This window comes from Streptomyces sp. NPDC059895, from assembly GCF_042731035.1.
Classification (GTDB): Bacteria; Actinomycetota; Actinomycetes; order Streptomycetales; family Streptomycetaceae; genus Streptomyces.
The window spans coordinates 22,200-44,702 of the sequence record NZ_JBHWKO010000020.1; the positions used below are offsets into that span (position 1 = coordinate 22,200).

General features: G+C 71.5%; 21 protein-coding genes and 5 tRNA genes. 7 read left to right on the forward strand and 19 right to left on the reverse strand.

Annotated elements, in window-relative coordinates:
- Nucleotides 1–8: 8 nt before the first annotated feature.
- Nucleotides 9–1,754, reverse strand: coding sequence for a DAK2 domain-containing protein (locus ACFV9M_RS22800; protein ID WP_385068568.1), 1,746 nt, complete (start codon nt 1,752–1,754; stop codon nt 9–11).
- Nucleotides 1,755–2,011: 257 nt separating this feature from the next.
- On the opposite strand from ACFV9M_RS22800, the gene rpmB reads away from it, so the two are divergent.
- Nucleotides 2,012–2,197: a 50S ribosomal protein L28 gene (gene rpmB / locus ACFV9M_RS22805; protein ID WP_003993230.1), complete on the forward strand. Its 186-nt coding sequence runs from the start codon at nt 2,012–2,014 to the stop codon at nt 2,195–2,197.
- Between the two features lie 181 nt (nt 2,198–2,378).
- Here rpmB and thiD read toward each other — a convergent pair whose 3' ends face one another.
- Both thiD and ACFV9M_RS22815 read right to left on the reverse strand, forming a co-directional pair.
- Nucleotides 2,379–3,191, reverse strand: coding sequence for a bifunctional hydroxymethylpyrimidine kinase/phosphomethylpyrimidine kinase (gene thiD, locus ACFV9M_RS22810; RefSeq protein WP_385068468.1), 813 nt, complete (start codon nt 3,189–3,191; stop codon nt 2,379–2,381).
- Nucleotides 3,188–4,153 (reverse strand): thiamine-phosphate kinase, encoded by a 966-nt coding sequence (locus ACFV9M_RS22815; RefSeq protein ID WP_385068470.1) that lies wholly within the window; start codon nt 4,151–4,153, stop codon nt 3,188–3,190. The genes thiD and ACFV9M_RS22815 overlap by 4 nt, the downstream gene beginning before the upstream one ends.
- A 206-nt stretch (nt 4,154–4,359) precedes the next feature.
- Between ACFV9M_RS22815 and ACFV9M_RS22820 the strand changes: the two genes are divergently transcribed.
- Both ACFV9M_RS22820 and ACFV9M_RS22825 read left to right on the forward strand, forming a co-directional pair.
- Nucleotides 4,360–4,593: an Lrp/AsnC family transcriptional regulator gene (locus ACFV9M_RS22820; protein WP_385068472.1), complete on the forward strand. Its 234-nt coding sequence runs from the start codon at nt 4,360–4,362 to the stop codon at nt 4,591–4,593.
- 20 nt (nt 4,594–4,613) lie between these two features.
- Complete coding sequence (locus tag ACFV9M_RS22825) at nt 4,614–5,096, forward strand: DUF3515 domain-containing protein (protein ID WP_385068474.1); 483 nt, start codon at nt 4,614–4,616, stop codon at nt 5,094–5,096.
- 108 nt (nt 5,097–5,204) lie between these two features.
- On the opposite strand, the gene ACFV9M_RS22830 is transcribed toward ACFV9M_RS22825, so the two are convergent.
- The 3 genes from ACFV9M_RS22830 to ACFV9M_RS22840 are packed head-to-tail and all read right to left on the reverse strand — an operon-like array spanning nt 5,205 to nt 8,210.
- Nucleotides 5,205–6,362: a D-alanine--D-alanine ligase family protein gene (locus tag ACFV9M_RS22830; RefSeq protein WP_385068476.1), complete on the reverse strand. Its 1,158-nt coding sequence runs from the start codon at nt 6,360–6,362 to the stop codon at nt 5,205–5,207.
- A gap of 58 nt (nt 6,363–6,420) precedes the next feature.
- Nucleotides 6,421–7,431 (reverse strand): NAD(P)H-dependent glycerol-3-phosphate dehydrogenase, encoded by a 1,011-nt coding sequence (locus tag ACFV9M_RS22835; protein ID WP_385068478.1) that lies wholly within the window; start codon nt 7,429–7,431, stop codon nt 6,421–6,423.
- Entirely contained in the window at nt 7,428–8,210 is a 783-nt protein-coding gene (locus ACFV9M_RS22840; RefSeq protein WP_385068480.1) for a lysophospholipid acyltransferase family protein, read from the reverse strand. The genes ACFV9M_RS22835 and ACFV9M_RS22840 overlap by 4 nt, the downstream gene beginning before the upstream one ends.
- Before the next feature lie 167 nt (nt 8,211–8,377).
- Between ACFV9M_RS22840 and cofC the strand changes: the two genes are divergently transcribed.
- Nucleotides 8,378–9,004, forward strand: coding sequence for a 2-phospho-L-lactate guanylyltransferase (cofC, locus tag ACFV9M_RS22845; protein ID WP_385068482.1), 627 nt, complete (start codon nt 8,378–8,380; stop codon nt 9,002–9,004).
- A gap of 10 nt (nt 9,005–9,014) precedes the next feature.
- On the forward strand, nt 9,015–9,218 hold the full coding sequence (locus ACFV9M_RS22850; RefSeq protein ID WP_385068484.1) for a hypothetical protein: 204 nt from the start codon (nt 9,015–9,017) through the stop codon (nt 9,216–9,218).
- 286 nt (nt 9,219–9,504) lie between these two features.
- On the opposite strand, the gene ACFV9M_RS22855 is transcribed toward ACFV9M_RS22850, so the two are convergent.
- The 4 genes from ACFV9M_RS22855 to leuC all read right to left on the reverse strand — a co-directional run bounded on the left by ACFV9M_RS22855 (nt 9,505) and on the right by leuC (nt 12,826).
- Nucleotides 9,505–10,167, reverse strand: coding sequence for an HU family DNA-binding protein (locus tag ACFV9M_RS22855; protein WP_385068486.1), 663 nt, complete (start codon nt 10,165–10,167; stop codon nt 9,505–9,507).
- Nucleotides 10,168–10,304: 137 nt separating this feature from the next.
- Nucleotides 10,305–10,535: a hypothetical protein gene (locus ACFV9M_RS22860; protein ID WP_385068488.1), complete on the reverse strand. Its 231-nt coding sequence runs from the start codon at nt 10,533–10,535 to the stop codon at nt 10,305–10,307.
- 260 nt (nt 10,536–10,795) lie between these two features.
- Nucleotides 10,796–11,389 carry a 3-isopropylmalate dehydratase small subunit gene (gene leuD, locus ACFV9M_RS22865; RefSeq protein ID WP_385068490.1) on the reverse strand — a complete coding sequence of 198 codons (594 nt, stop codon included), beginning with the start codon at nt 11,387–11,389 and terminating at the stop codon, nt 10,796–10,798.
- Between the two features lie 6 nt (nt 11,390–11,395).
- Nucleotides 11,396–12,826: a 3-isopropylmalate dehydratase large subunit gene (gene leuC, locus ACFV9M_RS22870; protein WP_385068492.1), complete on the reverse strand. Its 1,431-nt coding sequence runs from the start codon at nt 12,824–12,826 to the stop codon at nt 11,396–11,398.
- A gap of 187 nt (nt 12,827–13,013) precedes the next feature.
- Here leuC and ndgR point away from each other — a divergent pair, with 187 nt between their 5' ends.
- The gene (gene ndgR, locus ACFV9M_RS22875) at nt 13,014–13,730 is read left to right on the forward strand and encodes an IclR family transcriptional regulator NdgR (protein ID WP_385068494.1); all 717 of its coding nucleotides are present in this window, start codon (nt 13,014–13,016) and stop codon (nt 13,728–13,730) included.
- Nucleotides 13,731–14,122: 392 nt separating this feature from the next.
- Here the strand turns inward: ndgR and ACFV9M_RS22880 are convergent.
- The 9 genes from ACFV9M_RS22880 to ACFV9M_RS22920 form a co-directional block, all read right to left on the reverse strand.
- Nucleotides 14,123–14,195, reverse strand: a tRNA-Glu gene (locus ACFV9M_RS22880).
- A gap of 28 nt (nt 14,196–14,223) precedes the next feature.
- Nucleotides 14,224–14,295, reverse strand: a tRNA-Gln gene (locus ACFV9M_RS22885).
- 20 nt (nt 14,296–14,315) lie between these two features.
- A tRNA-Glu gene (locus ACFV9M_RS22890) sits at nt 14,316–14,388 on the reverse strand.
- A gap of 29 nt (nt 14,389–14,417) precedes the next feature.
- A tRNA-Glu gene (locus tag ACFV9M_RS22895) sits at nt 14,418–14,490 on the reverse strand.
- A 39-nt stretch (nt 14,491–14,529) separates the two neighbouring features.
- Nucleotides 14,530–14,601: transfer RNA gene (locus ACFV9M_RS22900), tRNA-Gln, on the reverse strand.
- Between the two features lie 91 nt (nt 14,602–14,692).
- The gene (locus tag ACFV9M_RS22905) at nt 14,693–15,424 is read right to left on the reverse strand and encodes an HAD family hydrolase (RefSeq protein ID WP_385068496.1); all 732 of its coding nucleotides are present in this window, start codon (nt 15,422–15,424) and stop codon (nt 14,693–14,695) included.
- A gap of 94 nt (nt 15,425–15,518) precedes the next feature.
- Complete coding sequence (gene gltX, locus ACFV9M_RS22910; protein WP_385068498.1) at nt 15,519–17,003, reverse strand: glutamate--tRNA ligase; 1,485 nt, start codon at nt 17,001–17,003, stop codon at nt 15,519–15,521.
- A complete protein-coding gene (locus ACFV9M_RS22915; RefSeq protein WP_385068500.1) occupies nt 16,996–17,772 on the reverse strand; it encodes a fumarylacetoacetate hydrolase family protein in 777 nt (258 codons plus the stop codon). Before ACFV9M_RS22915 ends, gltX begins: the two co-directional genes overlap by 8 nt.
- 130 nt (nt 17,773–17,902) lie before the next feature.
- Nucleotides 17,903–18,088, reverse strand: coding sequence for a hypothetical protein (locus ACFV9M_RS22920; protein ID WP_385068572.1), 186 nt, complete (start codon nt 18,086–18,088; stop codon nt 17,903–17,905).
- Between the two features lie 602 nt (nt 18,089–18,690).
- On the opposite strand from ACFV9M_RS22920, the gene ACFV9M_RS22925 reads away from it, so the two are divergent.
- Entirely contained in the window at nt 18,691–22,497 is a 3,807-nt protein-coding gene (locus tag ACFV9M_RS22925; RefSeq protein ID WP_385068502.1) for a nitrate- and nitrite sensing domain-containing protein, read from the forward strand.
- Nucleotides 22,498–22,503 lie beyond the last annotated feature (6 nt).

Here is a 22,503-nt window from a genome sequence, read left to right on the forward strand (position 1 = left end):
GGCCGTCGCTACTCGACGCCGATCAGCAGGGGCGCGCCCTGCCGTCCGCCGCGGTACACCACCGTGTCGACGGCGAGGTACCTCTCCCGCACCCGCGTGCGCAGGTGCTCGGCGATGCCCTCGGGGGCCTCGTCGCCGAGCACCAGGGTGACGAGCTCCCCGCCCGCTGCCAGCATGCGGTCCAGGACGGTCTCGGCGATGGCCGTGACGTCGGCGCCGATGACGGCCACGTCGCCGTCGACGAGTCCGAGGACGTCGCCGGCCTGGCAGATGCCGGCCATGGTCCACGACTGGCGCTCGGCGACGGCGACCTCGGCGTGGCGGGTGGCGCCGGCCGCCGAGGTCATCGACACGACGTCCTCGTCGAAGCGGCGGTCCGGCTCGTGCACGGCGAGCGCGGCGATCCCCTGGACCGCGGACCGGGTCGGGATGAGGGCCACCCGGACGCCCTCCGAGCGGACCTGCTCGGCCGCGGCGGCCGCGGTGTGGCGCAGGTCGGGGTCGTTGGGCAGCAGCACGACCTCGCGCGCGTGGGCGCGCCGTACGGCCTCGACGAGTTCACCGCTCGCGGGCGGCTCTCCGGGCCGGGCGAGGACCGTGGTCGCGCCGGCCTCGGCGTACAGCCCGGCCAGGCCCTCGCCGGGGACGACGGCGACGACCGCCCGCTCGGCGCGGTCGCGGGCCGGGCGGTCGCCGCCGCGGGTGTGCGCGTCGCCGGCGCCGAAGTGCGTGATGCGGATGCGGTGGGGCCGGCCGGCCTCGACGCCCGCCTCCACGGCGGCGCCGGCGTCGTCGACGTGCACATGGACGTTCCACAGTCCGTCGCCGCCGACCACGACGAGCGAGTCCCCGAGCGCGTCGAGCCGTTCCCGCAGCCGGTCCACGGCCGCGTCGGGCGCCTCCAGGAGGTAGATGACCTCGAAGGCGGGGCCGTCGCCGCCGGCGGCCTCGGCGCAGCCGTCGCTCCCGGCGGGCTCCGCGCAGCCGTCGCTCCCGGCGGGCTCCGCGTCTCCGGGCGCCACGCGCGCGTGCCCGGCGGCGGCGGGGATGGAGGTGGTGGCGGCGGTGGAGGTGGTGGCGGTGAAGTTCCTTGGCCTCTCCCCGGTCAGCGTCTCCACCAGCGCCGCGAGCACCGTCACCAGCCCCCGGCCGCCCGCGTCGACGACCCCGGCACGTTTCAGGACGGCCAGCTGGCCCGGGGTCGCGGCGAGCGCCGCGCACGCCCCCCGGTGGGCCGCCCTGGCCACCGTCCCGCAGTCGCCCTCGGCCCCGCCCGCCGCGTCGGCGGCGGCCGAGGCCACCGACAGGACGGTGCCCTCGACCGGGTGGGCCACGGCCCGCCGGGCGGAGTCGGAGGCGTGCCGCAGGGCCAGCCGCAGGCCCGCCGCGTCCGTGTGAGGGGGCTCACCCTCGGCGAGCACCTGGGCCATGCCGCGCAGCAGCTGCGCGAGGATCGTCCCGGAGTTCCCGCGCGCGCCTATGAGCGCGCCGTGCGCCATCGCGCGGGCGGCGTCGGCGAGGGACGGCTTCCCGGCGGCCGCCGAGCCGGCCTCGTGCCCGGCGAACACGGCCTCGACGGCGGTCGCCGCCGACTCGACGGTCAGGTACAGGTTGGTGCCGGTGTCCCCGTCCGCGACGGGATAGACGTTGATCGCGTCGATCTCCTCGCGGTCCCGTCCCAGCGCACGCAGCGCCAGACCGCACCAGGTGCGCACCGCGAGAGCATCGAAGAATGTCTGCGGCACCTGCGGCACCTGCGCCTCCTTGAGCTGCTGGACTGGGACGCAGCGTAGACCGTGGGCGGGTGTCCACCGGAAGAGGGCCGGGAACGGAGCCATGGTCAGCCGTGGTAGTTTCGTTGCACTGGCGCAGTCGTTGTATGCTGCTCCGGTTGCTCGATCCCGATCGGGCTCTCCCCCTGGCAGCGCCACTCAGATCTCTGATCCCTTCGATCTCGATCCCGGCATGCCGGGATCAACCGTAAGTGCATCTGAAGTCTTTGGAGTGACCCGTGGCTGCCAACTGCGACGTCTGCGGCAAGGGGCCGGGCTTCGGCAACAACATCTCGCACTCGCACCGCCGTACGTCCCGTCGCTGGAACCCGAACATCCAGCGTGTGCGTACCGTGGTGGGCGGGACGCCGAAGCGCGTGAACGCTTGCACCTCGTGCATCAAGGCCGGCAAGGTCTCGCGCTGACGCTCAGCTGAGCGCGCGGCCACTGCCGGTTCGCTGCACAAAGCCGGTCCACCTCAAGTGGACCGGCTTTCTGCTGTACCTGGCGACAGCCGTACCGGATGTACTTGACGACAGCCGTACCGGACGTACCTGACGACAGCCGTGTCGGACGACGCGAGCGCGCCCCGCTCCCCGACGGGCCTCAGGCCCCGGGTGTCCCCGCCCGCCGGGTGAGCTCCCAGCCGTGGTTCACCGGCCCGATGCCCCCGCCCAGGGGGAACCCGGCCGCGATCGCCCCGGTGACGTACCGCTTGGCCGTCGTCACCGCCTCCGGCACGGTCCGCCCCTGCGCGAGCTGCGAGGCGATCGCCGACGCCAGGGTGCAGCCGGTGCCGTGGGTGTGCCGGTTGTCGTGCCGGGGGGCGCGCAGCCAGTGCTCCTCGGAGCCGTCGGTGAGCAGGTCGACGGCGTCGCCGGAGAGGTGACCGCCCTTGATCAGCACCCACCGCGGCCCGTACGCCAGCACGGCGGCCGCGGCCTCGCGCAGTTCCCGCTCCGAGGCGACCCGCACGCCCGTGAGCTGCGCCACCTCGTCGAGGTTCGGGGTGGCGACGGTCGCGACCGGCAGCAGCTTCGTGCGTACGGAGTCCAACGCCGAGGCCGCCAGCAGCGGGTCGCCGTGCTTGGAGACGCCCACCGGGTCGACGACGGCCGGCGCGTCCGTGCCGGCGATCAACTCGGCCACCGTCTCGACCAGTTCGGCGGAGGCGAGCATCCCGGTCTTCACCGCCTGGACGCCGATGTCGTCGACGACGCTGCGGTACTGGGCCCGCACCGCCTCGGCGGGCAGTTCCCAGGCGCCCTGCACACCGAGGGAGTTCTGGGCGGTGACGGCGGTGACCACGCTCATGCCGTGCACGCCGAGCGCGAGCATGGTCTTCAGGTCGGCCTGGATGCCCGCGCCGCCACCGGAGTCGGAGCCGGCGACGGTCAGCACACGGGGAAGGGCGCTCATGACTCTATGCTCCCGAAGTGGTCCCAGCCGCCCTTGCTGGTCCAGGGCGCCCCGTCGACCGTCACCTGGGGCAGCGCGGAGGGGTTGAGGACCTCGCCGATCACCTTCCAGCGGGCCGGCAGCTTCACGTCCGGCGGGAAGGTCGCCACGATCGCGTGGTCCTCTCCCCCGGTCAGCACCCACTGGATGGGGTCGACGCCGACGGCCTGACCGATGTCGTTCATCTGCGTGGGGATGTCGATCGCGCCGGACCGGATGTCGATGCGGACCTTGCTGGCCTCGGCGATGTGCCCGAGGTCGGCGATCAGCCCGTCGCTCACGTCGCACATGGCCGTCGCGCCGAGCGCGGCGGCCGCCGGGCCCGCGTGGTACGGCGGTTCGGGGCGTCGGTGGGCCTCGACGAAGGCGCGCGGCGAGCGGAAACCGCGGGAGAGGACCGCGTATCCGGCGGCGGACCAGCCCAGCCAGCCGGTGACCGCCACCAGGTCGCCGGGCTGGGCGCCGGCCCGGGTGATCGGCTCCTGGTTGCGCAGGTCGCCGAGCGCGGTGATCGACACCATGATGGTGTCGCCGCGGACGACGTCACCGCCGACGACCGCGGCGCCGGCCACCTGGCACTCGTCCCGCAGGCCGTCCATCAGCTCGGTCGGCCAGGTCACCGGGAGTTCGGCGGGCACGACGAGGCCGAGCAGCACGGCGGTCGGCACGGCGCCCATCGCGGCGATGTCGGCGAGGTTCTGCGCGGCGGCCTTGCGGCCGACGTCGTAGGCGGTGGACCAGTCACGGCGGAAGTGCCGGCCCTCCACCAGGATGTCGGTGCTGGCCACGACCCGTCGGTCGGGTGCGGCGACCACCGCGGCGTCGTCGCCGGGGCCGACCCGGACCGCCGGGGTGGTGGTGAGACGGGAGGTGAGCTCCCTGATGAGCCCGAACTCCCCGAGCTCACCGACCGTGCCCTTCATCGTCCTGGCTCCCCTTCTGTCCCTGTCCGTGCCCGGTCGCGCGTCACCAGTGTCCTCGATACGGTCGAGAAGGCCGTCGACTTCCGTCCTGCCCGCACCCCGGCGCGCGATCCGTGGTTCCCGCAGGTCTCCCCGCGGCGCGCGGCGACGCGATACCGTGGCGTTCCTTTTCCCCACATGATCCTCGTGGCCGCCCTGGAGGTTCCGTGGTACAGGCGTACATCCTGATCCAGACGGAGGTCGGCAAGGCGTCGACCGTCGCCGAGACGATCGGCAAGATCCCCGGGGTCGTCCAGGCCGAGGACGTGACGGGTCCCTACGACGTGATCGTGCGGGCCCAGGCCGACACGGTCGACGACCTCGGCCGGCTGGTGGTCGCCAAGGTCCAGCAGGTGGACGGGATCACCCGCACCCTGACCTGCCCGGTCGTACATCTGTAGCCCCCGTCTACCCTGGGCCGGTGAACCTTTTCCGTCACCGGCCGGTCGTTGCGCCGTCGCTCGCCCTCCTGCTCGCTGCGGTGGGCTGCTCCTCAGCAGACGGTGACGCGTCGGCGGCGGTTCCCAGCCCCTCGGCCTCGGTCACCAAGCTGTGCCGGAACCTGGACAAGGCGCTGCCGTCCGAGGTGGACGACCTCGGCCGACGGGATCCCTCACCCGCGTCCGCACTGACCGCGGGCTGGGGGAACCCGGCGATCATACTGCGCTGCGGTGTCGAACGGCCCGCGGAGATGAGCGACGAGCAGGCCGACGCGGTCGAGGTGAACGGGGTCGGCTGGCTGCTGGAGAACCAGGAGAACGGCTCGTTCCGCTTCACCACGACGCTGCGCAGGGCGTACGTCGAGGTCACGATCCCCGAGGACCGCACCGGGGACGGCATGGCACCTCTCGTCGACCTGGCCGCGCCCATCAAGAAGGCGATCCCCGGAGGGATCGCCGACTAGGGGTTTCTCGTCCGGGCGGGTTCTCGGACAGGCTGTCGTCCGGACAGGCTGTCGTCCGGACAGGCTGTCGTCCGGAGTGGCTCTCGTCCGGGCGGGCTCTCGGCCGGATCAGCGCAGGCCCGTCGGCCTGCGCAGCGCCGCCTGCACCAGCCGGTCCACCAGCTCCGGGTAGTCGACGCCGGTCGCCTGCCACATCTGCGGGTACATGGAGATCGGCGTGAAGCCCGGCATGGTGTTGATCTCGTTGATCACGAACTCCCCGTCCTCGGTGAGGAAGAAGTCCGCGCGGACCAGGCCCTCGCAGGAGGCCGCCTCGAAGGCGTCCACCGCGAGCCGGCGCACCTCGGCGGTCTCCTCGGGCGTCAGCGGCGCCGGGACGATCCCGGGGGTGGAGTCGATGTACTTGGCCTCGAAGTCGTAGTACGCGTGCGCGTCCGGCGGCGGGATCTCGGCCGGGACGGAGGCCCGCGGACCGTCCTCGAACTCCAGCACGCCGCACTCGATCTCGCGGCCCCGCAGCGCCGCCTCGACGAGGATCTTCGGGTCGTGGTGCTGGGCCTCGGCGATCGCCTCGTCGAGCCCCGACAGGTCGTCGACCTTGGTGATGCCGATGGAGGAGCCCGCGCGCGCGGGCTTCACGAAGAGCGGCCAGCCGTGCTCGCCGGCGAAGTCGACGACCTTCTTGCGGGCGGCGGACGGGTCCCGCTGCCACTCGCGCGGCCGGATCACCAGGTACGGGCCCACCTTCAGCCCGAAGGAGGTGAACACCCGCTTCATGTACTCCTTGTCCTGGCCGACGGCCGAGGCGAGCACGCCCGACCCCACGTACGGGACCCCGGACAGCTCCAGCAGGCCCTGGAGGGTGCCGTCCTCGCCGTAGGGACCGTGGAGCACGGGGAAGACGACGTCGACCTCGCCGAGCGCCTTCGGTACCGATCCGGGCTCGCTGTAGACGACTTCGCGGTTCGCGGGGTCGACGGGGAGCACCACGCCGCCCTCGCGCGACTCGGCCAGGTCATCGACGTTCGGCGTGCGGCGGTCGCTGATCGCCATGCGCTCCGGCGCGTCGGCGGTGAGCGCCCAGCGGCCGTCCTGGGTGATGCCGATCGGCAGGACCTCGTACCTGGTCCGGTCGATGGCCGCGAGGACGGCGCCGGCGGTGACCACGGAGATCCCGTGTTCGGAGCTGCGCCCGCCGAACACGACGGCCACGCGCGGCTTGCGAGACGGCTGCTCAGGGCTCTGGGAGAGGTTCTCGGTGCTCATATCGCGATGAGAGTACCCGGTGGTAGGGCCCGGAGTCAGCGCCGACTCAGGGGATCGCTCAGCGTCGTTCCGGCTTCGCGCTGCGCGACATCAGTTCCTTCAGCGCCACCACCGGCGGCTTGCCCTCGTGGACGATGCCGACGACCGTCTCCGTGATGGGCATGTCGACGCCGTGCCGGCGGGCCAGATCCAGCACCGACTCGCAGGACTTGACGCCCTCGGCGGTCTGGCGGGTGACCGCGATGGTCTCCTGGAGGGTCATGCCCTTGCCGAGGTTGGTGCCGAAGGTGTGGTTGCGCGACAGCGGCGAGGAGCAGGTCGCCACCAGGTCACCGAGGCCGGCGAGACCGGCGAAGGTGAGCGGGTCGGCTCCCATGGCGAGGCCGAGGCGGGTGGTCTCGGCGAGGCCGCGGGTGATCAGCGACCCCTTGGCGTTGTCGCCGAGACCCATGCCGTCGGCGATCCCGACGGCCAGCCCGATGACGTTCTTCACGGCGCCGCCCAGCTCGCAGCCCACCACGTCGGTGTTGGTGTAGGGGCGGAAGTACGTGGTGTGGCAGGCGGCCTGGAGCCGCCGGGCGACGGCCTCGTCGGTGCAGGCGACGACGGACGCGGCCGGCATCCGCGAGGCGATCTCCCGCGCGAGGTTGGGACCGGTGACGACGGCGACGCGGTCCAGGCCCACCTTGGCGACGTCCTCGACGACCTCGCTCATCCGCATGGTCGTGCCGAGTTCGACGCCCTTCATCAGCGAGACCAGGACGGTGTCCGGGGCGAGCAGCGGGCGCCACTCGGCGAGGTTGGCGCGCAGGGTCTGGGAGGGGACGGCGAGGACGGTGAAGTCGGCGTCGTGCGCGGCCTCGGCGGGGTCGGAGGTGGCCCGCAGGTTCCCGGGCAGTTCGACACCCGGGAGGTAGTCGGGGTTGGTCCGGGTGGAGTTGACCGCGTCGACGAGGTCGGCGCGGCGCGCCCAGAGCGACACCTCGCAGCCCGCGTCGGCGAGGACCATGCCGAAGGCGGTGCCCCAGGATCCGGTGCCGAAGACGGCCGCCTTGACGGGCTTGCTCACGTGCCGTTCTCCCCTTCTCGGCCGGCCGTCCGGCCTGCCCGTGTCTGTGCCTGCGTACGGCGCCGCTGCTCGATCCGCTCCCGGCGGGGGTCGTAGGGCGTGGCGGGCGCCTTCTCTCCGCGGATCTCCTCCAGCAGCACGGTGATGCCGGCCATGATGACCTCCGTCGCCTCCTTGAGCAGCTCGGGAGTCATCTCCTTGTCGTAGAAGCGGTCCAGGTCCACGGGCGGACCCGCCAGGACGTGGTGCGTCTTGCGCGGCAGGAGGTGGGGCTTCTTGGCGTAGGGCGGGAGCAGTTCGTTCGCCCCCCACTGCGCGATCGGGATCACCGGGCACTTGGTCTGCAGGGCGACGCGTGCGGCCCCCGTCTTGGCGGTCATCGGCCAGCCGTCGGGGTCGCGGGTGAGGGTGCCCTCGGGGTAGAAGGCGACGCACTCGCCGCGCTCCACGGCGTCGATCGCGGCCCGGAAGGCGCTGAGCGCGTCGGTGCTCTCGCGGTAGACGGGGATCTGCCCGGTGCCGCGCATCGCGGCGCCGACGAATCCCTTCCTGAAAAGCCCGCTCTTCGCCAGGAATCGCGGCACTCGTCCGGTGTTGTACTGATAGTGCGCGTAGGCGAAGGGGTCGATGTGTGAATTGTGGTTCACCGCGGTGATAAAGCCACCCTCGGCCGGAATGTGCTCCATTCCTCGCCAGTCCCGCTTGATCAGAACCACCAGCGGCGGTTTGCAGAGGACCGCAGCGAAGCGGTACCAGAAGCCGATTCTGCGGCGGGGCACGCGGACACCTTCCTCTAGAACTTCCTCCGGCCCCTGGGGGCCGCACAAGTGTCGCCCCGGACCGCCGGTCTGTCGAGAACACCGTACGCCCCGCCCGAGGAGCCCCCGGAGGAGCCGGGTGACAATGGCGGCGACGAGGGAGGGACGGTACACCGGTGCTGTGGAGCATGGTCATACCCCTGAAGCCGTTGGCGCTGGCCAAGAGCAGGCTCGCGGACACCGCGGGTGACGGGCTGCGCCCGGGGCTCGCCCTCGCCTTCGCCCAGGACACGGTCGCGGCAGTCCTGGCCTGCCCGGCGGTACGGGATGTGGTGGTCGTCACGGACGACGTCCTGGCCGGTCGGGAGCTCGCGGCGCTGGGCGCCCGCACCGTCCCCGACGAGCCGCGCCGCGGTCTGAACGCCGCCCTGGCGCACGCGGCGGCCGTCGTGCGCGGTGAACGCCCCGAGGGCGCGATCGCCGCCCTGAACGCCGATCTCCCGGCCCTCCGTCCCCAGGAATTGACCCGCGTCCTGGAGGCGGCCGCGCAATTCCCCCGCTCTTTTCTTCCCGACGCGGCCGCGATCGGCACGACGCTTCTCGCGGTGGCCCGGGGCCGTGAATTGCTCCCGGCATTCGGAACGGATTCCCGTGCTCGTCACCGCGCGTCCGGAGCCGTGGAACTCCGCCTCGACGCGGTGGATTCCGTACGCCAGGACGTGGACACCGGTGACGACCTGCGGGCGGCGCTGGCCCTGGGGGTCGGCCCCCGGACAGCCACGGCGGCCGCGCGCCTGCTGATCCCCGGGCAGTAGGCTGCCGACCATGCAGGCCACCGCGTACACCTACGACCCCGGCACCCGCAGCGGACAGGTGCTGCTGGACGACGGCACCCCGGTGCCCTTCGACGCCCCGGCGTTCGACGCGGGCGGGCTCAGGCTGCTGCGGCCGGGGCAGCGGGTGCGGATCGAGACCGAGGGCGAGGGCGACGCCCGGCGCATCACCCTGGTGACCCTGCACACCTTCTGAGCGGGGTCGACGGCCGGAACCGAACCGGCGGTTCCGGAACCAGCGGTGCCGGAACCAGCGGTCGGGCCCGGTGATCGCCGCTGGTGATCGAGGCCGTCGAGGCCCGTGAACAAGGCCCGAAACCGGTGACCGGAGCCGCCGATCAAGACCGGTGACCGGGGCCGACCGCCGGAACCAACAGCGCCCGAGCCGGCGATCCGGGCCGGAGAACAGCCCCGGACACGCCGCGGGCCGGACTCCGAGAGGGAGTCCGGCCCGGCGCGTGGGTGCCCCTGACCTTCGGCGCCTAGCGCGCGGTGGTCTTCTTGGCGGTGGTCTTGCGGGCGGTCGACTTCTTGGCGGGGGCCTTCGTGGCCGTCGCCTTCTTCGCCGGGGCCTTCTTGGCCGTGGTCTTCTTGGCGGCGGCCGCGGTCTTCGCGGTGGAGGTCTTCTTCGCCGCGGGCGTCGTCGTCTTGGTGGCCGCCTTCTTGGCGGTCGTCTTCTTGGCGGCGGCCGTGGTCTTCTTCGCCGTCGCCGCCTTCTTCGCCGGAGCGGCCTTCTTCGCGGCGGCCGTCGCCCTCGTCGACGGGGCGGCCTTCTTGGCGGCGGCCTTCTTGACCGTCGCGGCCGCGCCGCCGGTCAGGCTGCCCTTGGGGGCCTTCTTGACGGAGACCTCGCCACCACGCGGCAGCTTCTTCGAGCCGCTCACCAGGTCCTTGAAGCCCTGGCCTGCGCGGAAGCGGGGCACGGACGTCTTCTTGACACGAACACGCTCGCCCGTCTGGGGGTTGCGCGCGTAACGCGCCGGGCGGTCGACCTTCTCGAACGAACCGAAGCCGGTGACCGAGACCCTCTCCCCCGCGACGGTCGCGCGGACGATCGCGTCCAGGACCGCGTCGACGGCGTCGGCGGCCTGCTGGCGGCCGCCCAACTTGTCGGCAATCGCTTCTACGAGCTGCGCCTTGTTCACGTCTTCCCCTTCGGAGACATCGCCAGAACGAAAGTGTTCAAGCTTTTTCGCACGTTAGGCAGATATATACCGCAAATCAAACACGAAACGGGCTAATCACCCTTGTGCCGCAACGAACTCGGCTGCTCCGGAGGCGATCAGCTCTCCTCTTCGGGCATTCGCCCTTCGTCGAGGTCCGCCATGAACCGCTCCAGACGCCTTGTCGCATCGGCGAGATCATGCTTGGCCGCGGCCGTAATGACCAGCAGCTTCCGGGTCAGCGCCATCCGTACGCCCTCCGGGACTTGCAGTGCGCGCACCCGCGAGTGCGCTTCCTTGAGCTGGTTCGCGACCGCCGTATAGAGCTCGAGTTGGCCGTCGTGTTCCATGCACAGATTGTGCCATCTGGGGCGAGTTGTCGCCCCCCCAGGGGGTAACTGCCGCCTCGAACCGCCGTCCCGGCACCGTCGCGAGCCTCGTCCACGGAGGGCGCCTACCCGACCAACCACCCCCGTAACGTGGGGCGTTGGGAGGAAAGGTGAGGGCTCGGGGGGCGTAAGGGGTGCAGACACAGCCGTACCCCCGATCGGACCGATCGGGGGTACGGAGGGGGTGTCGCGGTGGCCGAAAGTCGACCTGTCCCAGGGGGTCAGACCTGGAGCGTGCGCGGCTTGAACGACGGACGCTTGGCCTCGTAGGCGGCGATGTCGTCCTCGTTCTGGAGGGTGATGGAGATGTCGTCCAGGCCGTTCAGCAGCCGCCAGCGGGAGTTCTCGTCCAGCTCGAAGGCGGCGGTGATGCCCTCGGCGCGCACCTCACGCGCCTCAAGGTCCACAGTGACCTCAGCTGTCGGGTCCTTCTCCGTGATCTCCCACAGGGCGTCCACGATCTTCTGGTCCAGGACCACCGTGAGCAGGCCGTTCTTCAGCGAGTTGCCGCGGAAGATGTCGGCGAAGCGGGAGGAGATGACGGTCTTGAAACCGTAGTTCTGCAGCGCCCAGACGGCGTGCTCACGGGAGGAGCCGGTGCCGAAGTCGGGGCCGGCGACCAGGACGGTCGCGCCCTCCCGCTCGGGGCGGTTGAGGATGAACTCCGGGTCCTTGCGCCAGGCCTCGAACAGCCCGTCCTCGAAACCGTCCCGGGTCACCTTCTTGAGCCAGTGAGCAGGGATGATCTGGTCGGTGTCGACGTTGGAGCGGCGCAGCGGGACGGCCCGGCCGGTGTGCTTGGTGAATGCTTCCATGGCTGATCAGACTCCAGCGGGCGTACGGGTCTCGGCGTCGGACAGGTCGGCCGGGGAGGCCAGGTGGCCCAGGACCGCGGTGGCCGCCGCGACCTGCGGCGACACCAGGTGGGTGCGACCGCCCTTGCCCTGCCGGCCCTCGAAGTTGCGGTTGGAGGTGGACGCGGAGCGCTCACCCGGCGCGAGCTGGTCGGGGTTCATGCCCAGGCACATCGAGCAGCCCGCGTGCCGCCACTCGGCGCCGGCCTCCTTGAAGACGACGTCCAGGCCCTCGGCGACGGCCTGCAGACCCACCCGCGCGGAGCCGGGGACGACCAGCATGCGTACGCCGTCGGCGACTTTGCGGTCCTTGACGATCTCCGCGGCGGCGCGCAGGTCCTCGATGCGCCCGTTGGTGCAGGAGCCTACGAAGACGGTGTCCACCTTGATGTCGCGCAGCGGCTGGCCGGCCTCCAACCCCATGTACTCCAGGGCCTTTTCGGCGGCGTGGCGCTCCGAAGCGTCTTCGTACGAAGCCGGGTCGGGGACGTTCGCCGAAAGCGGCGCGCCCTGGCCGGGGTTGGTACCCCAGGTGACGAACGGCGACAGTTCGGCGGCCTCGATGACGACCTCGGCGTCGAACTCGGCGTCGTCGTCCGTCTTCAGCGTCTTCCAGTACGCGACGGCCGCGTCCCAGTCCTCGCCCTTGGGGGCGTGCGGGCGGCCCTCGAGGTAGTCGAAGGTGGTCTGGTCGGGGGCGATCATGCCCGCGCGGGCGCCGGCCTCGATCGACATGTTGCAGATGGTCATCCGGGCCTCCATCGAGAGCTTCTCGATGGCGGAGCCGCGGTACTCCAGGACGTAGCCCTGGCCGCCGCCGGTGCCGATCCTGGCGATGATCGCCAGGATCAGGTCCTTGGCGGTGACGCCGTCGGGCAGTTCGCCGTCGACGGTGATCGCCATGGTCTTGGGCCGGGCCATCGGCAGCGTCTGGGTGGCCAGCACGTGCTCGACCTGCGAGGTGCCGATACCGAAGGCCAGACCGCCGAAGGCGCCGTGCGTGGAGGTGTGCGAGTCGCCACAGACGACGGTCATGCCCGGCTGGGTCAGACCCAGCTGCGGGCCGACGACGTGCACGACGCCCTGCTCGACGTCGCCCAGCGGGTGCAGACGCACACCGAACTCCGCCGCGTTCCTGCGGAGCGTCTCCAGCTGGACGCGGGAGACCGGGTCCGCGATGGGCTTGTCGATGTCGAGGGTCGGGGTGTTGTGGTCCTCGGTGGCGATGGTGAGGTCGAGGCGGCGCACCTTGCGGCCGCTCTTGCGGAGGCCGTCGAAGGCCTGCGGGCTGGTCACCTCGTGCAGCAGGTGCAGATCGATGAAGAGGAGGTCGGGCTCGCCCTCGGCGCGCCGGACGACATGGTCGTCCCAGACCTTCTCCGCGAGTGTCCTACCCATCGCTTTCCCTCCGGCCGGCAGACGATCACCGGCCCAACTAGAGATCTTGTGGAGGCGGCGCCCACGCCCCTGTTCACGGGCACCCGCCGCCAGGCCCGTCGGTCTTCGGGCGCTGTGCATCCAAGGGTTGCGCGTCTCACGGAAAATTGAACTTGCGTTTCACAGAGTGAGACGGGAATATCGTTTCATGGACAACAGTAGCGGCGTCGGCGTCCTGGACAAGGCAGCCCTTGTCCTGAGCGCCCTGGAGTCCGGTCCGGCCACCCTCGCGGGTCTGGTCGCGGCCACCGGACTGGCACGACCCACGGCCCACCGGCTGGCCGTGGCTCTGGAACACCACCGTATGGTGGCGCGTGACATGCAGGGCCGTTTCATTCTCGGCCCGCGTCTGGCGGAACTGGCCGCGGCCGCCGGCGAGGACCGTCTCCTCGCCACCGCGGGCCCCGTGCTCACCCACCTCCGCGACATCACGGGTGAGAGCGCGCAGCTCTACCGTCGCCAGGGCGACATGCGCATCTGCGTCGCCGCGGCGGAACGCCTGTCCGGCCTTCGGGACACGGTCCCGGTCGGTTCGACGCTCACCATGAAGGCCGGCTCGTCGGCCCAGATCCTCATGGCCTGGGAGGAGCCGGAGCGCCTCCACCGCGGCCTGCAGGGGGCCCGCTTCACGGCGACGGCCCTGTCGGGCGTACGGCGCCGGGGCTGGGCCCAGTCCATCGGCGAGCGCGAACCGGGCGTCGCCTCCGTCTCGGCGCCGGTACGCGGCCCGTCCAACCGCGTGGTGGCCGCCGTCTCGGTCTCCGGACCGATCGAGCGCCTGTCGCGCCACCCGGGCCGGATGCACGCACAGGCCGTCATCGACGCGGCCTCCCGCCTGTCGGAGGCCCTGCGCCGCACCGGCTGAGCAGCCGCCCGGTCGAACGGGACACCCCGGACGTCACCGGGGAGAGCCGGCCTCAACGCCGCGGCAGACTCTCCCCGCTCCCCCCGGATCCCCCCGTCACCCGCTCTTCTCGCCGGCATGTCGCCATGGACCGATGCGCGGAACCCCCTGCGGCACGACGTACGTCTCGGTACGTCCCGTGCCGGATCCCCCCGTGGCCGCCCGGCTTCCCGTCCCGTTCCATGCGGTCGACCTTCGTCCACAGCGCGTGAGGGAAGGCGTCGGGCGCGCTCGCGTACGCCTACGGCTTCCCGTTCCCGCCCATGATCCGAACTCCTCGCGCGCCGCGCCCGGTTGATGCACCGGTCGGCACGGCGAAGGCCCCCCGCCGAAGCGAGGGGCCTTTCGTTCTGTACCCCCGACCGGATTCGAACCGGCGCTACCGCCTTGAGAGGGCGGCGTGCTAGGCCGCTACACAACGGGGGCATGGACACTGCGTTTCCGCAGGTCCGAGCTGGTCTACCTGGACTCGAACCAAGACTAACTGAACCAGAATCAGTCGTGCTGCCAATTACACCATAGACCAATGTGGTTTAGACCAGTCAGTACCCCCGACCGGATTCGAACCGGCGCTACCGCCTTGAGAGGGCGGCGTGCTAGGCCGCTACACAACGGGGGCCCTAGCGATTCCGAGGTGATCGGAACCAGTACCCCCGACCGGATTCGAACCGGCGCTACTGCCTTGAGAGGGCAGCGTGCTAGGCCGCTACACAACGGGGGCTTGCGGATGTGATCCGCGGGTGCAGATGAGCTCTGCGAGCTGGCCTACCTGGACTCGAACCAAGACTAACTGAACCAGAATCAGTCGTGCTGCCAATTACACCATAGGCCACTGGAACGCAAGCCCCGGAGGGGATTTTGTTCTAGTTTGCTCCTCGGGGCTCCGGCCTTTCGGCCCGCTCCCCGGCGGCGCAGAAAGAACATTACCCGAAGGTGGACTGGGCTCCAAAACGGGTATCGGCGCCGAGGATCGCGGGCAGTTCGGCGAGGCTGGCGATCCGGTGCCGTCCGGACGGGAGCTCCACGGTGGCCGTGGCGCCGTAGCGGTCGATCCACACCGAGAGCAGTCCGGCGTCCGCGGCGCCCTGTCCGTCGATCTCCGGGTGGTCGCCGACGTAGGCGACCTCGTGCGGGGGCAGGGACAGGGCCTCGCAGGCCGCGAGGAAGGCGGCCGGCTCGGGCTTGGACACGCCCAGCTCGGCGGCGCACAGGATCGCCTCGAAGCGGTCGTGGACGCCGAGGACGCGCAGTTTGCGGTCCTGGACGTGGATGCTGGAGTTGGAGAGCACCGCGTGCCGGTGGCTGGCGGCGAGCGCGTCGAGGACGGGCAGGACGTCCGGGAAGAGGGACCAGGCGGCCTCGTAGTGGCCGACGTAGCGCCGGAACCAGTCGTCGGCCTCGTCGTCGGTCATCTCCCGCCCCAGGAAGACCCGCACCCGGTCGCGGCGCTGGTCCTCGAAGGTGGTCTCGCCGGCGGCGAAGCGCGCCCACTGCCGGTCGGTGACCTCCCGCCACAGGTCCAGGGCCTGCTCCGCGGTGCCGTACCCGTCCAGCAGTCCCTCCGCCGCGAGATGGCCGCGCATGCCCTCCCGGTCCGCGGTCGTGTAGTCGAAAAGGGTGTCGTCCACGTCCCAGACCACGGCGCGAATGTTCATGCTCCGACGGTAACGCGGGGACCCGGGGCGCGTCCGCCGGAACGACGAAGGTGCGGCACCCGGACGGGTGCCGCACCTCACACACGTACGGCGGTCAGGCCGCCAGCCTCGCCAGCGCCGCGTCGATGCGGGTCAGCGCCTTCTCCTTGCCCAGGATCTCCAGGGATTCGAAGAGGGGCAGGCCGACCGTGCGGCCGGTGACGGCCACCCGGACCGGGGCCTGGGCCTTGCCGAGCTTGAGGCCGTGGGCCTCACCGGCGGCCAGGACGGCCTCCTTGAGGGACTCCGCCGAGGTCCAGTCCGCGGCCCGGAGCTTCTCCCTCGCCGTGGTGAGCAGCGCGTCGCTGCCCTCCTTCATCGCCTTCGTCCAGCTCGGCTCGTCGAAGACCGGCTCGGGCAGGAAGAGGAAGTCGACGTTGTCGGTGATCTCCGACAGGACCTTCAGGCGGGTCTGCGCGTGCGGGGCGATCGCCTGCCACCTGGCCTCGTCGAAGTCCTCCGGCGCCCAGGGGGCGAACGGGGCCTTCAGCCACGGGCGGCAGCGCTCCGTGAAGTCCTTCACGTCGAGCAGGCGGATGTGGTCGCCGTTGATGGCCTCGCACTTCTTCAGGTCGAAGCGGGCCGGGTTGGGGTTGACGTCCTTGATGTCGAACGCCGCGACCAGCTCGGCGGTGGTGAAGATGTCCTGGTCGGCGGAGAGCGACCAGCCCAGGAGGGAGAGGTAGTTGAGCAGGCCCTCGGGGAGGAAGCCCCGCTCCCGGTAGAGGTTGAGGGACGCCTGGGGGTCGCGCTTGGAGAGCTTCTTGTTGCCCTCGCCCATCACGTACGGCAGATGGCCGAAGGAGGGGATCTCCTTGGCGACGCCCAGCTCGATCAGCGCCTTGTAGAGGGCGATCTGGCGGGGGGTGGAGGAGAGCAGGTCCTCGCCGCGCAGGACGTGGGTGATCTCCATCAGGGCGTCGTCGACCGGGTTGACCAGCGTGTACAGCGGGGCGCCGTTGGCGCGGACGATGCCGTAGTCCGGGACGTTCTCCGGGGTGAAGGTGAGCTCGCCGCGGACCAGGTCCGTGAAGGTGATCGTCTCGTCGGGCATGCGGAACCGGACGATCGGGGTGCGGTCCTGGGCCCGGTACTCCTCGACCTGCGCCTCGGTCAGGTCGCGGCAGTGGCCGTCGTAGCCGGAGGGCTTGCCGGCGGCGCGGGCGGCCTCGCGGCGGGTGTCCAGCTCCTCCTGGGAGCAGTAGCAGTGGTAGGCGTGACCGGCGTCCAGCAGCTTGCGCGCGACGTCCTTGTACAGGTCCATGCGCTGCGACTGGCGGTACGGCGCGTGCGGGCCGCCGATCTCGGGGCCCTCGTCCCAGTCGAAGCCCAGCCAGCGCATCGAGTCCAGGAGCTGCTCGTAGGACTCCTCGGAGTCGCGGGCCGCGTCGGTGTCCTCGATACGGAAGACCAGGGTGCCCTGGTGGTGCCGGGCGAACGCCCAGTTGAACAGGGCGGTGCGGACCAGGCCCACGTGGGGGTTACCGGTGGGCGAGGGACAGAAACGGACGCGTACGGGGGAGCCGGGTGCGCTAGCCACGCTTGACAACCTTGTTGGTGAGAGTGCCGATGCCTTCGATGGTGACGGCGACCTCGTCGCCGACAGCCAGGGGGCCGACCCCTGCCGGGGTGCCCGTGAGGATCACGTCGCCGGGGAGCAGCGTCATGGCCTCGGTGATGTTGACGATCAGATCCTCGATCGAGTGGATCATCTCGCTGGTGCGGCCGAGCTGCCGCTGCTGCCCGTTGACCGTCAGCTGGATGGTGAGGTCGCTCGGGTCGAGGTCGGTCTCCACCCAGGGGCCGAGCGGGCAGGAGGAGTCGAAGCCCTTGGCCCTGGCCCACTGCTTCTCGCGCTTCTGGACGTCCCGCGCGGTGATGTCGTTGGCGCAGGTGTAGCCGAGGATCACGTCCTTGACGCGCTCGCGCGGGACCTCGCGGCACATGCGGCCGATGACCACGGCGAGCTCGGCCTCGTGGTGGAGGTCCTGGGAGAAGGGCGGGTACTGGATGGCGTCGCCCGGGCCGATCACGGAGGTCGACGGCTTGAAGAAGGCGAACGGGGCGTCGGGCACCTCGTTGCCGAGTTCGCGCGCGTGCTCGGCGTAGTTGCGGCCGAACGCCACGACCTTGTTGGGGAGCACGGGCGGGAGCAGCCGGACCTTGCTCAGCGGCACCTTGGTGCCGGAGAGCTCGTGTTCCGCGAACGGGATGCCCTTGATGATGTCGAGGACGAGCTCGTCCGGCTTGTCGCCCTCGACCGCGCCGAAGGCGACGTTCCCGTCGATGGAGAACCTGGCGATGCGCACGGGTTGGTTGGCCCCTTGCTGAGCTGGCTGGAGTCTGACGCTCCAGGCTAACGCGGAAGGGCGCCCCCGGCCGGGGACGCCCTTGACATCCGTGGCCGGCCGCCTGCGATGCGGCGGCCGGTGCGCGTGACTACTGCGCCGGGGAGGTGACGGGCACCTCCATCAGGATGGTGCGCCGCGGGTTGGCGGTCTGGGCGGGGAGCTCGACGGCGTGCTCCGGCTGCTCCGGAAGCTGCAGTTCGTCGGCGCCCTTGAGGTGCGCCAGCGTCGTGCGCCGCGGGTTGGCGATCTTGTGGAACATCGTCGTCGTCTTCACTGTTGAACGGAGCCCTGTCCTGTCCGGGCGCCCGGCGGGCCGTGGCCGGCCCGCCGCGGAGGCGCGGCTTGTCGGATTTGCCATTTCTGTAAAGCGTCAGGCTAAACACGTGATTCCCGGTGAATCCGTGAAGGTCTCATGATGTGGGTGTGAGTTTGCTCACGGATCCATGGTCAAACCGGTCATATCGCCCTACCAACCGACCGATACGAAACGGACATTGACCCCCTGAAGCGCGCATTCCGCTCCTGATCATGGCGACTGGGACACCGCTCGAACCCACCTGGTTGGCCCATTTATGTCCGGTTTACCAAGGATCACTTTCTACGACCGGTGACCCCTCCCTCACGTGCTGTCACGGAGGTCACGGCCCGGCCAACACACCTTGTTGGAGATCCTGCACTGTGCTGGAATTCCACGGAACCGCCGCGGGATCGAGCCGGCGCGCAGGGGGCGCACAGCAGCGCCGAGTGGCGGCGAGAAGGGGGAGCCAGCGCCGGTCACTCACGACTCGGAGGGCGTATTCAAGAACGCCCTTCAAGACGCCGACACCGTCTTTCCGTTCACCCGGAAGGACGCCTGGTCCAGAGGTTGCGACGCTAGTGCAGGGACGTTTCAAGAGGGATGGCAGTGCTTCGGCCGAGCCGGAGCCGCATGGCGGGACTGCCCCCAGCAATGGCAGCTCCTCGCCCCAGCACGCCCAGAACCCGGGTCCGGCCCCGTCCGGCGAGGGCGGTGAGCGCCCCGGGCGCCCCGCCGCGTCCGCGTCGCCGAGCGCCCTGCCGCCGACTCCCCCCGTCAAGCCGGCACCCGACCCGGCCGGTTCCGCCGGTCACGGTTCGCGGGTGGCCCTGCGCAACTGGCGCATCTCCACGCGCCTGGTCGCGCTGCTGACGCTGCCCGTGGTCGCGGCGACCACCCTGGGCACGATGCGCATCAGCCAGTCACTCGACGACATCCAGCAGCTCGACAACATGCAGCTGCTGACCGAGATGACCAACCAGGCGACCGACCTGGCCTCCGCGCTCCAGGAGGAGCGCGACCGGTCCGCCGGTCCGCTGGCGCACGGCGCGAAGCCCTCCACCGCCATCGTGAAGAGCGCCCGCGCGAAGACGGACCAGACGCTGTCCGCGTTCAGCGACGCCTCGGAGGAGATCGACGCCTCCAGCAAGGACGGCAACCTCCAGGGCGTCCGCGACAGCCTCGTCGGTCTCCTCAGCGACCTCGGCAACCTCGCCAAGATCCGCAAGTCGGCCTACGCGGAGCAGAACAACTCCACCCAGACGGTGGAGGCGTACCACCGCCTCATCACCAGCCTGCTCGACCTCTCGCAGGACATGGCCCAGGCCACCAGCAACCCGGAGATGATCCAGCGCACCCGCGCGCTGGCCGCCTTCTCCTCGGCCAAGGAGTACGCCTCCGTCCAGCGCGCCACCCTCGCGGCCGCGCTGCCGGTCACCAACGACGTCTACGGCGAGCTCTCCGAGAACGACCGGCAGTACGCCCAGGCGGCGCAGGAGAACCAGGAGTCCGAGCTCGCCAGTTTCCGCAGCATCTACGGCGACGACGGCGCCGAGGAGCTGCTCCAGCCCATCGAGCAGGGCAGCCCGACCATCGAGGACGCCGACACGTACGCCACGCGTGCGCTGAGCTCCGCCACCGGTCTGGAGTCGCTGGACAAGCGGTCGTACAACGACTGGCTCGACGCCAGCACGACCAAGATCAAGCAGATGTCCAACATCGAGATCACGCTGCTCGAGGACATGGAGCAGAAGGCCCGCGAGCTGCGCACCGAGTCCGAGAGCGAGGCGCTCATCACGAGTGCGCTCATCCTGCTCGTGCTCGGTGTGTCGCTGGTCGGCGCGTTCGTCGTCGCCCGGTCCATGATCCGCTCGCTGCGCCGCCTCCAGGAGACCGCCACCAAGGTCGCCCAGGACCGTCTGCCCGAGCTGGTCAAGCAGCTGTCCGAGTCCGACCCGCAGGACGTCGACACGTCCGTGGAGTCGGTCGGTGTGCACTCCCGCGACGAGATCGGCCAGGTGGCCGCGGCCTTCGACGACGTGCACCGCGAGGCGGTCCGCCTCGCCGCCGAGCAGGCCCTGCTGCGGGGCAACGTCAACGCGATGTTCACCAACCTCTCGCGCCGCTCCCAGGGTCTGATCCAGCGCCAGCTGTCGCTGATCTCCGAGCTGGAGTCCCGCGAGGCCGACCCCGACCAGCTGTCCTCGCTGTTCAAGCTCGACCACCTCGCGACGCGTATGCGCCGTAACGGTGAGAACCTCCTCGTCCTCGCGGGTGAGGAGCCCGGCCGCCGCTGGACCCGCCCGGTCCCGCTGGTCGACGTGCTGCGCGCCGCCGCGTCCGAGGTGGAGCAGTACGAGCGCATCGAGCTGGCCTCCGTGCCGACCACCGAGGTGGCCGGCCGGGTCGTCAACGACCTCGTGCACCTGCTCGCCGAGCTGCTGGAGAACGCCACCTCGTTCTCCTCCCCGCAGACCAAGGTCAAGGTCACCGGTCACGCGCTGCCCGACGGCCGTGTCCTGATCGAGATCCACGACACCGGCATCGGCCTCTCCCCCGAGGACCTCGCCGCGATCAACGAGCGGCTCGCCGCGCCGCCCACCGTGGACGTCTCCGTCTCCCGCCGCATGGGCCTCTTCGTGGTCGGTCGTCTGTCGCAGCGGCACGGCATCCGCATCCAGCTGCGCCCGTCCGACTCCGGTGGTACGACCGCCCTGGTCATGCTGCCGGTGGACGTCGCCCAGGGCGGCAAGAAGCCGCAGCCCAAGCCCGGTCAGGGCGGCGCGTCCGGCGGCCCCGCGGCCGCGCAGGCCGCCGCCGGTGCCGCCGCGGCCCGTCGCCAGAACGGCCAGCAGGGCGGTGCCCTCGGTGCCGGTGCGCCCGGGGGCGGTGCCCTCGGTGCCGGTCCCGGCGGGGGCGGGGCCGGCCGGCTGGCCGCCGGTCAGGGGCCCCGGGCCGCGCTGCCCGGACGGGACGGCGGTGGCCGTCCCGGCGCGCCGCGCGGACCGCAGGCTCCGGCCTCCCCGCAGCAGGGCCGCCCGGCTCCGGCCGGCGCCGGCTTCGGCGGACAGGCTCCGGGTGCGCCGCAGGGGCTCCAGGCCGCCGGTCAGGGTGCGCCCGGCCAGGGCCAGGACCTGTTCGGCGGCGGGCGTCCGCCGGCGCCGCAGCGCCAGAACGACGGCAACCGGGCCGAGCAGGGCGGCGGTCGCGGGCGGCGGCCGCAGCTGCCGCCGCGCGGCGGACCGCGTGCCGAACTGCCCGGCACGGGCTCGCAGCAGCGCGCCGCGAGCTGGGGCGACGACAACGCCCAGCCGCAGCTGCCGCACACCCCGCTGGACGCCCCGCGCGGCCACGAGGAGCCGGACGTCGCCCAGACGTCCCAGATGCCGCGCATCGACGACCGCCAGGGCCCCGGCTCCACCGCGGAGATCCCCCGCGTCGAGGAGCGCCAGGCCCCGGGCGGCCCCGCCGACTTCACGCGTCCCGGCCTCAACGGCCTCAACGGCGGCCAGGGCACCGGGCAGTTCCCGGGCGTCCCCGGCGGCCAGGACACGGGCCAGTTCCCCGCGCCCGGCCTGAACGGGCAGCAGGACGGTTTCGTCCGCTCCGACGTCTTCGGTACCCCGGGCGGCCAGAACACCGGCGCGGGCACGGGCGGCTTCGCCGCTCCGCAGGCGTACGACAACGGTTCCACCGGTCAGTTCGCCGCGCCCGGCTACGACAACTCCTCCACCGGGCAGCACGCGCTGCCCGGCCGGCAGGACCCGCAGTCCACGGGCCAGTTCCAGCGTCCGCAGCCGGGCGCCGGCGACGGCTACGGCTCCCCGCAGCAGCAGCCGGTCCCGCCGCGCCCCGCCGCCCGCCGTCCCGAGCAGGACAACGGGGGCCTCACCCAGCGGCCCGAGCAGGGCGACGGGTGGGCGCTGCCGCCGGCCCCGGGTCCGGGAGACGGCCGTACCCCGCTGTACGACAACCTGGAGACCAACTGGTTCCACGGTGCGGGACAGCAGGGCGCCGCGGACGGCAACGGCTCGGCGCCGGCACCACAGCAACAGCAGCCGCAGACTCCGGCTGCTCCACAGCGTTCCGCGGGCGGTGCCTGGCGCACCTCGCCGAACGACGAGCTCGTCCGGCAGGCCGAGCGCGTCCGGCAGCCGGCCGCGGGCGGCGTCACCACGTCCGGCCTGCCGCGCCGGGTACCGCGGGCGAACCTCGTCCCGGGCACGGCTCAGCAGCAACAGCACCAAAGCGGTCCGCAGGTCTCGCGCGCGCCTGACGACGTGCGCGGACGGCTGACCAATCTCCGTCGGGGCATCGCGCAAGGTCGCCAGGCCGGCAACGGTCAGACCGGCAGTTTCCCGAGCCCCACTCACCAGCAGGAGCGTTAGTTGAGC

Excerpts from the sequence above, each read along its gene's own strand:
- thiD (WP_385068468.1), bottom strand. The coding sequence starts at position 3,191 with ATGAGCGCCCTTCCCCGTGTGCTGACCGTCGCCGGCTCCGACTCCGGT.
- ACFV9M_RS22815 (WP_385068470.1), bottom strand. The coding sequence starts at position 4,153 with ATGAAGGGCACGGTCGGTGAGCTCGGGGAGTTCGGGCTCATCAGGGAG.
- ACFV9M_RS22830 (WP_385068476.1), bottom strand. The coding sequence starts at position 6,362 with ATGAGCACCGAGAACCTCTCCCAGAGCCCTGAGCAGCCGTCTCGCAAG.
- cofC (WP_385068482.1), top strand. The coding sequence starts at position 8,378 with ATGGTCATACCCCTGAAGCCGTTGGCGCTGGCCAAGAGCAGGCTCGCG.
- ACFV9M_RS22850 (WP_385068484.1), top strand. The coding sequence starts at position 9,015 with ATGCAGGCCACCGCGTACACCTACGACCCCGGCACCCGCAGCGGACAG.
- ACFV9M_RS22860 (WP_385068488.1), bottom strand. The coding sequence starts at position 10,535 with ATGGAACACGACGGCCAACTCGAGCTCTATACGGCGGTCGCGAACCAG.
- leuD (WP_385068490.1), bottom strand. The coding sequence starts at position 11,389 with ATGGAAGCATTCACCAAGCACACCGGCCGGGCCGTCCCGCTGCGCCGC.
- leuC (WP_385068492.1), bottom strand. The coding sequence starts at position 12,826 with ATGGGTAGGACACTCGCGGAGAAGGTCTGGGACGACCATGTCGTCCGG.
- ndgR (WP_385068494.1), top strand. The coding sequence starts at position 13,014 with ATGGACAACAGTAGCGGCGTCGGCGTCCTGGACAAGGCAGCCCTTGTC.
- ACFV9M_RS22905 (WP_385068496.1), bottom strand. The coding sequence starts at position 15,424 with ATGAACATTCGCGCCGTGGTCTGGGACGTGGACGACACCCTTTTCGAC.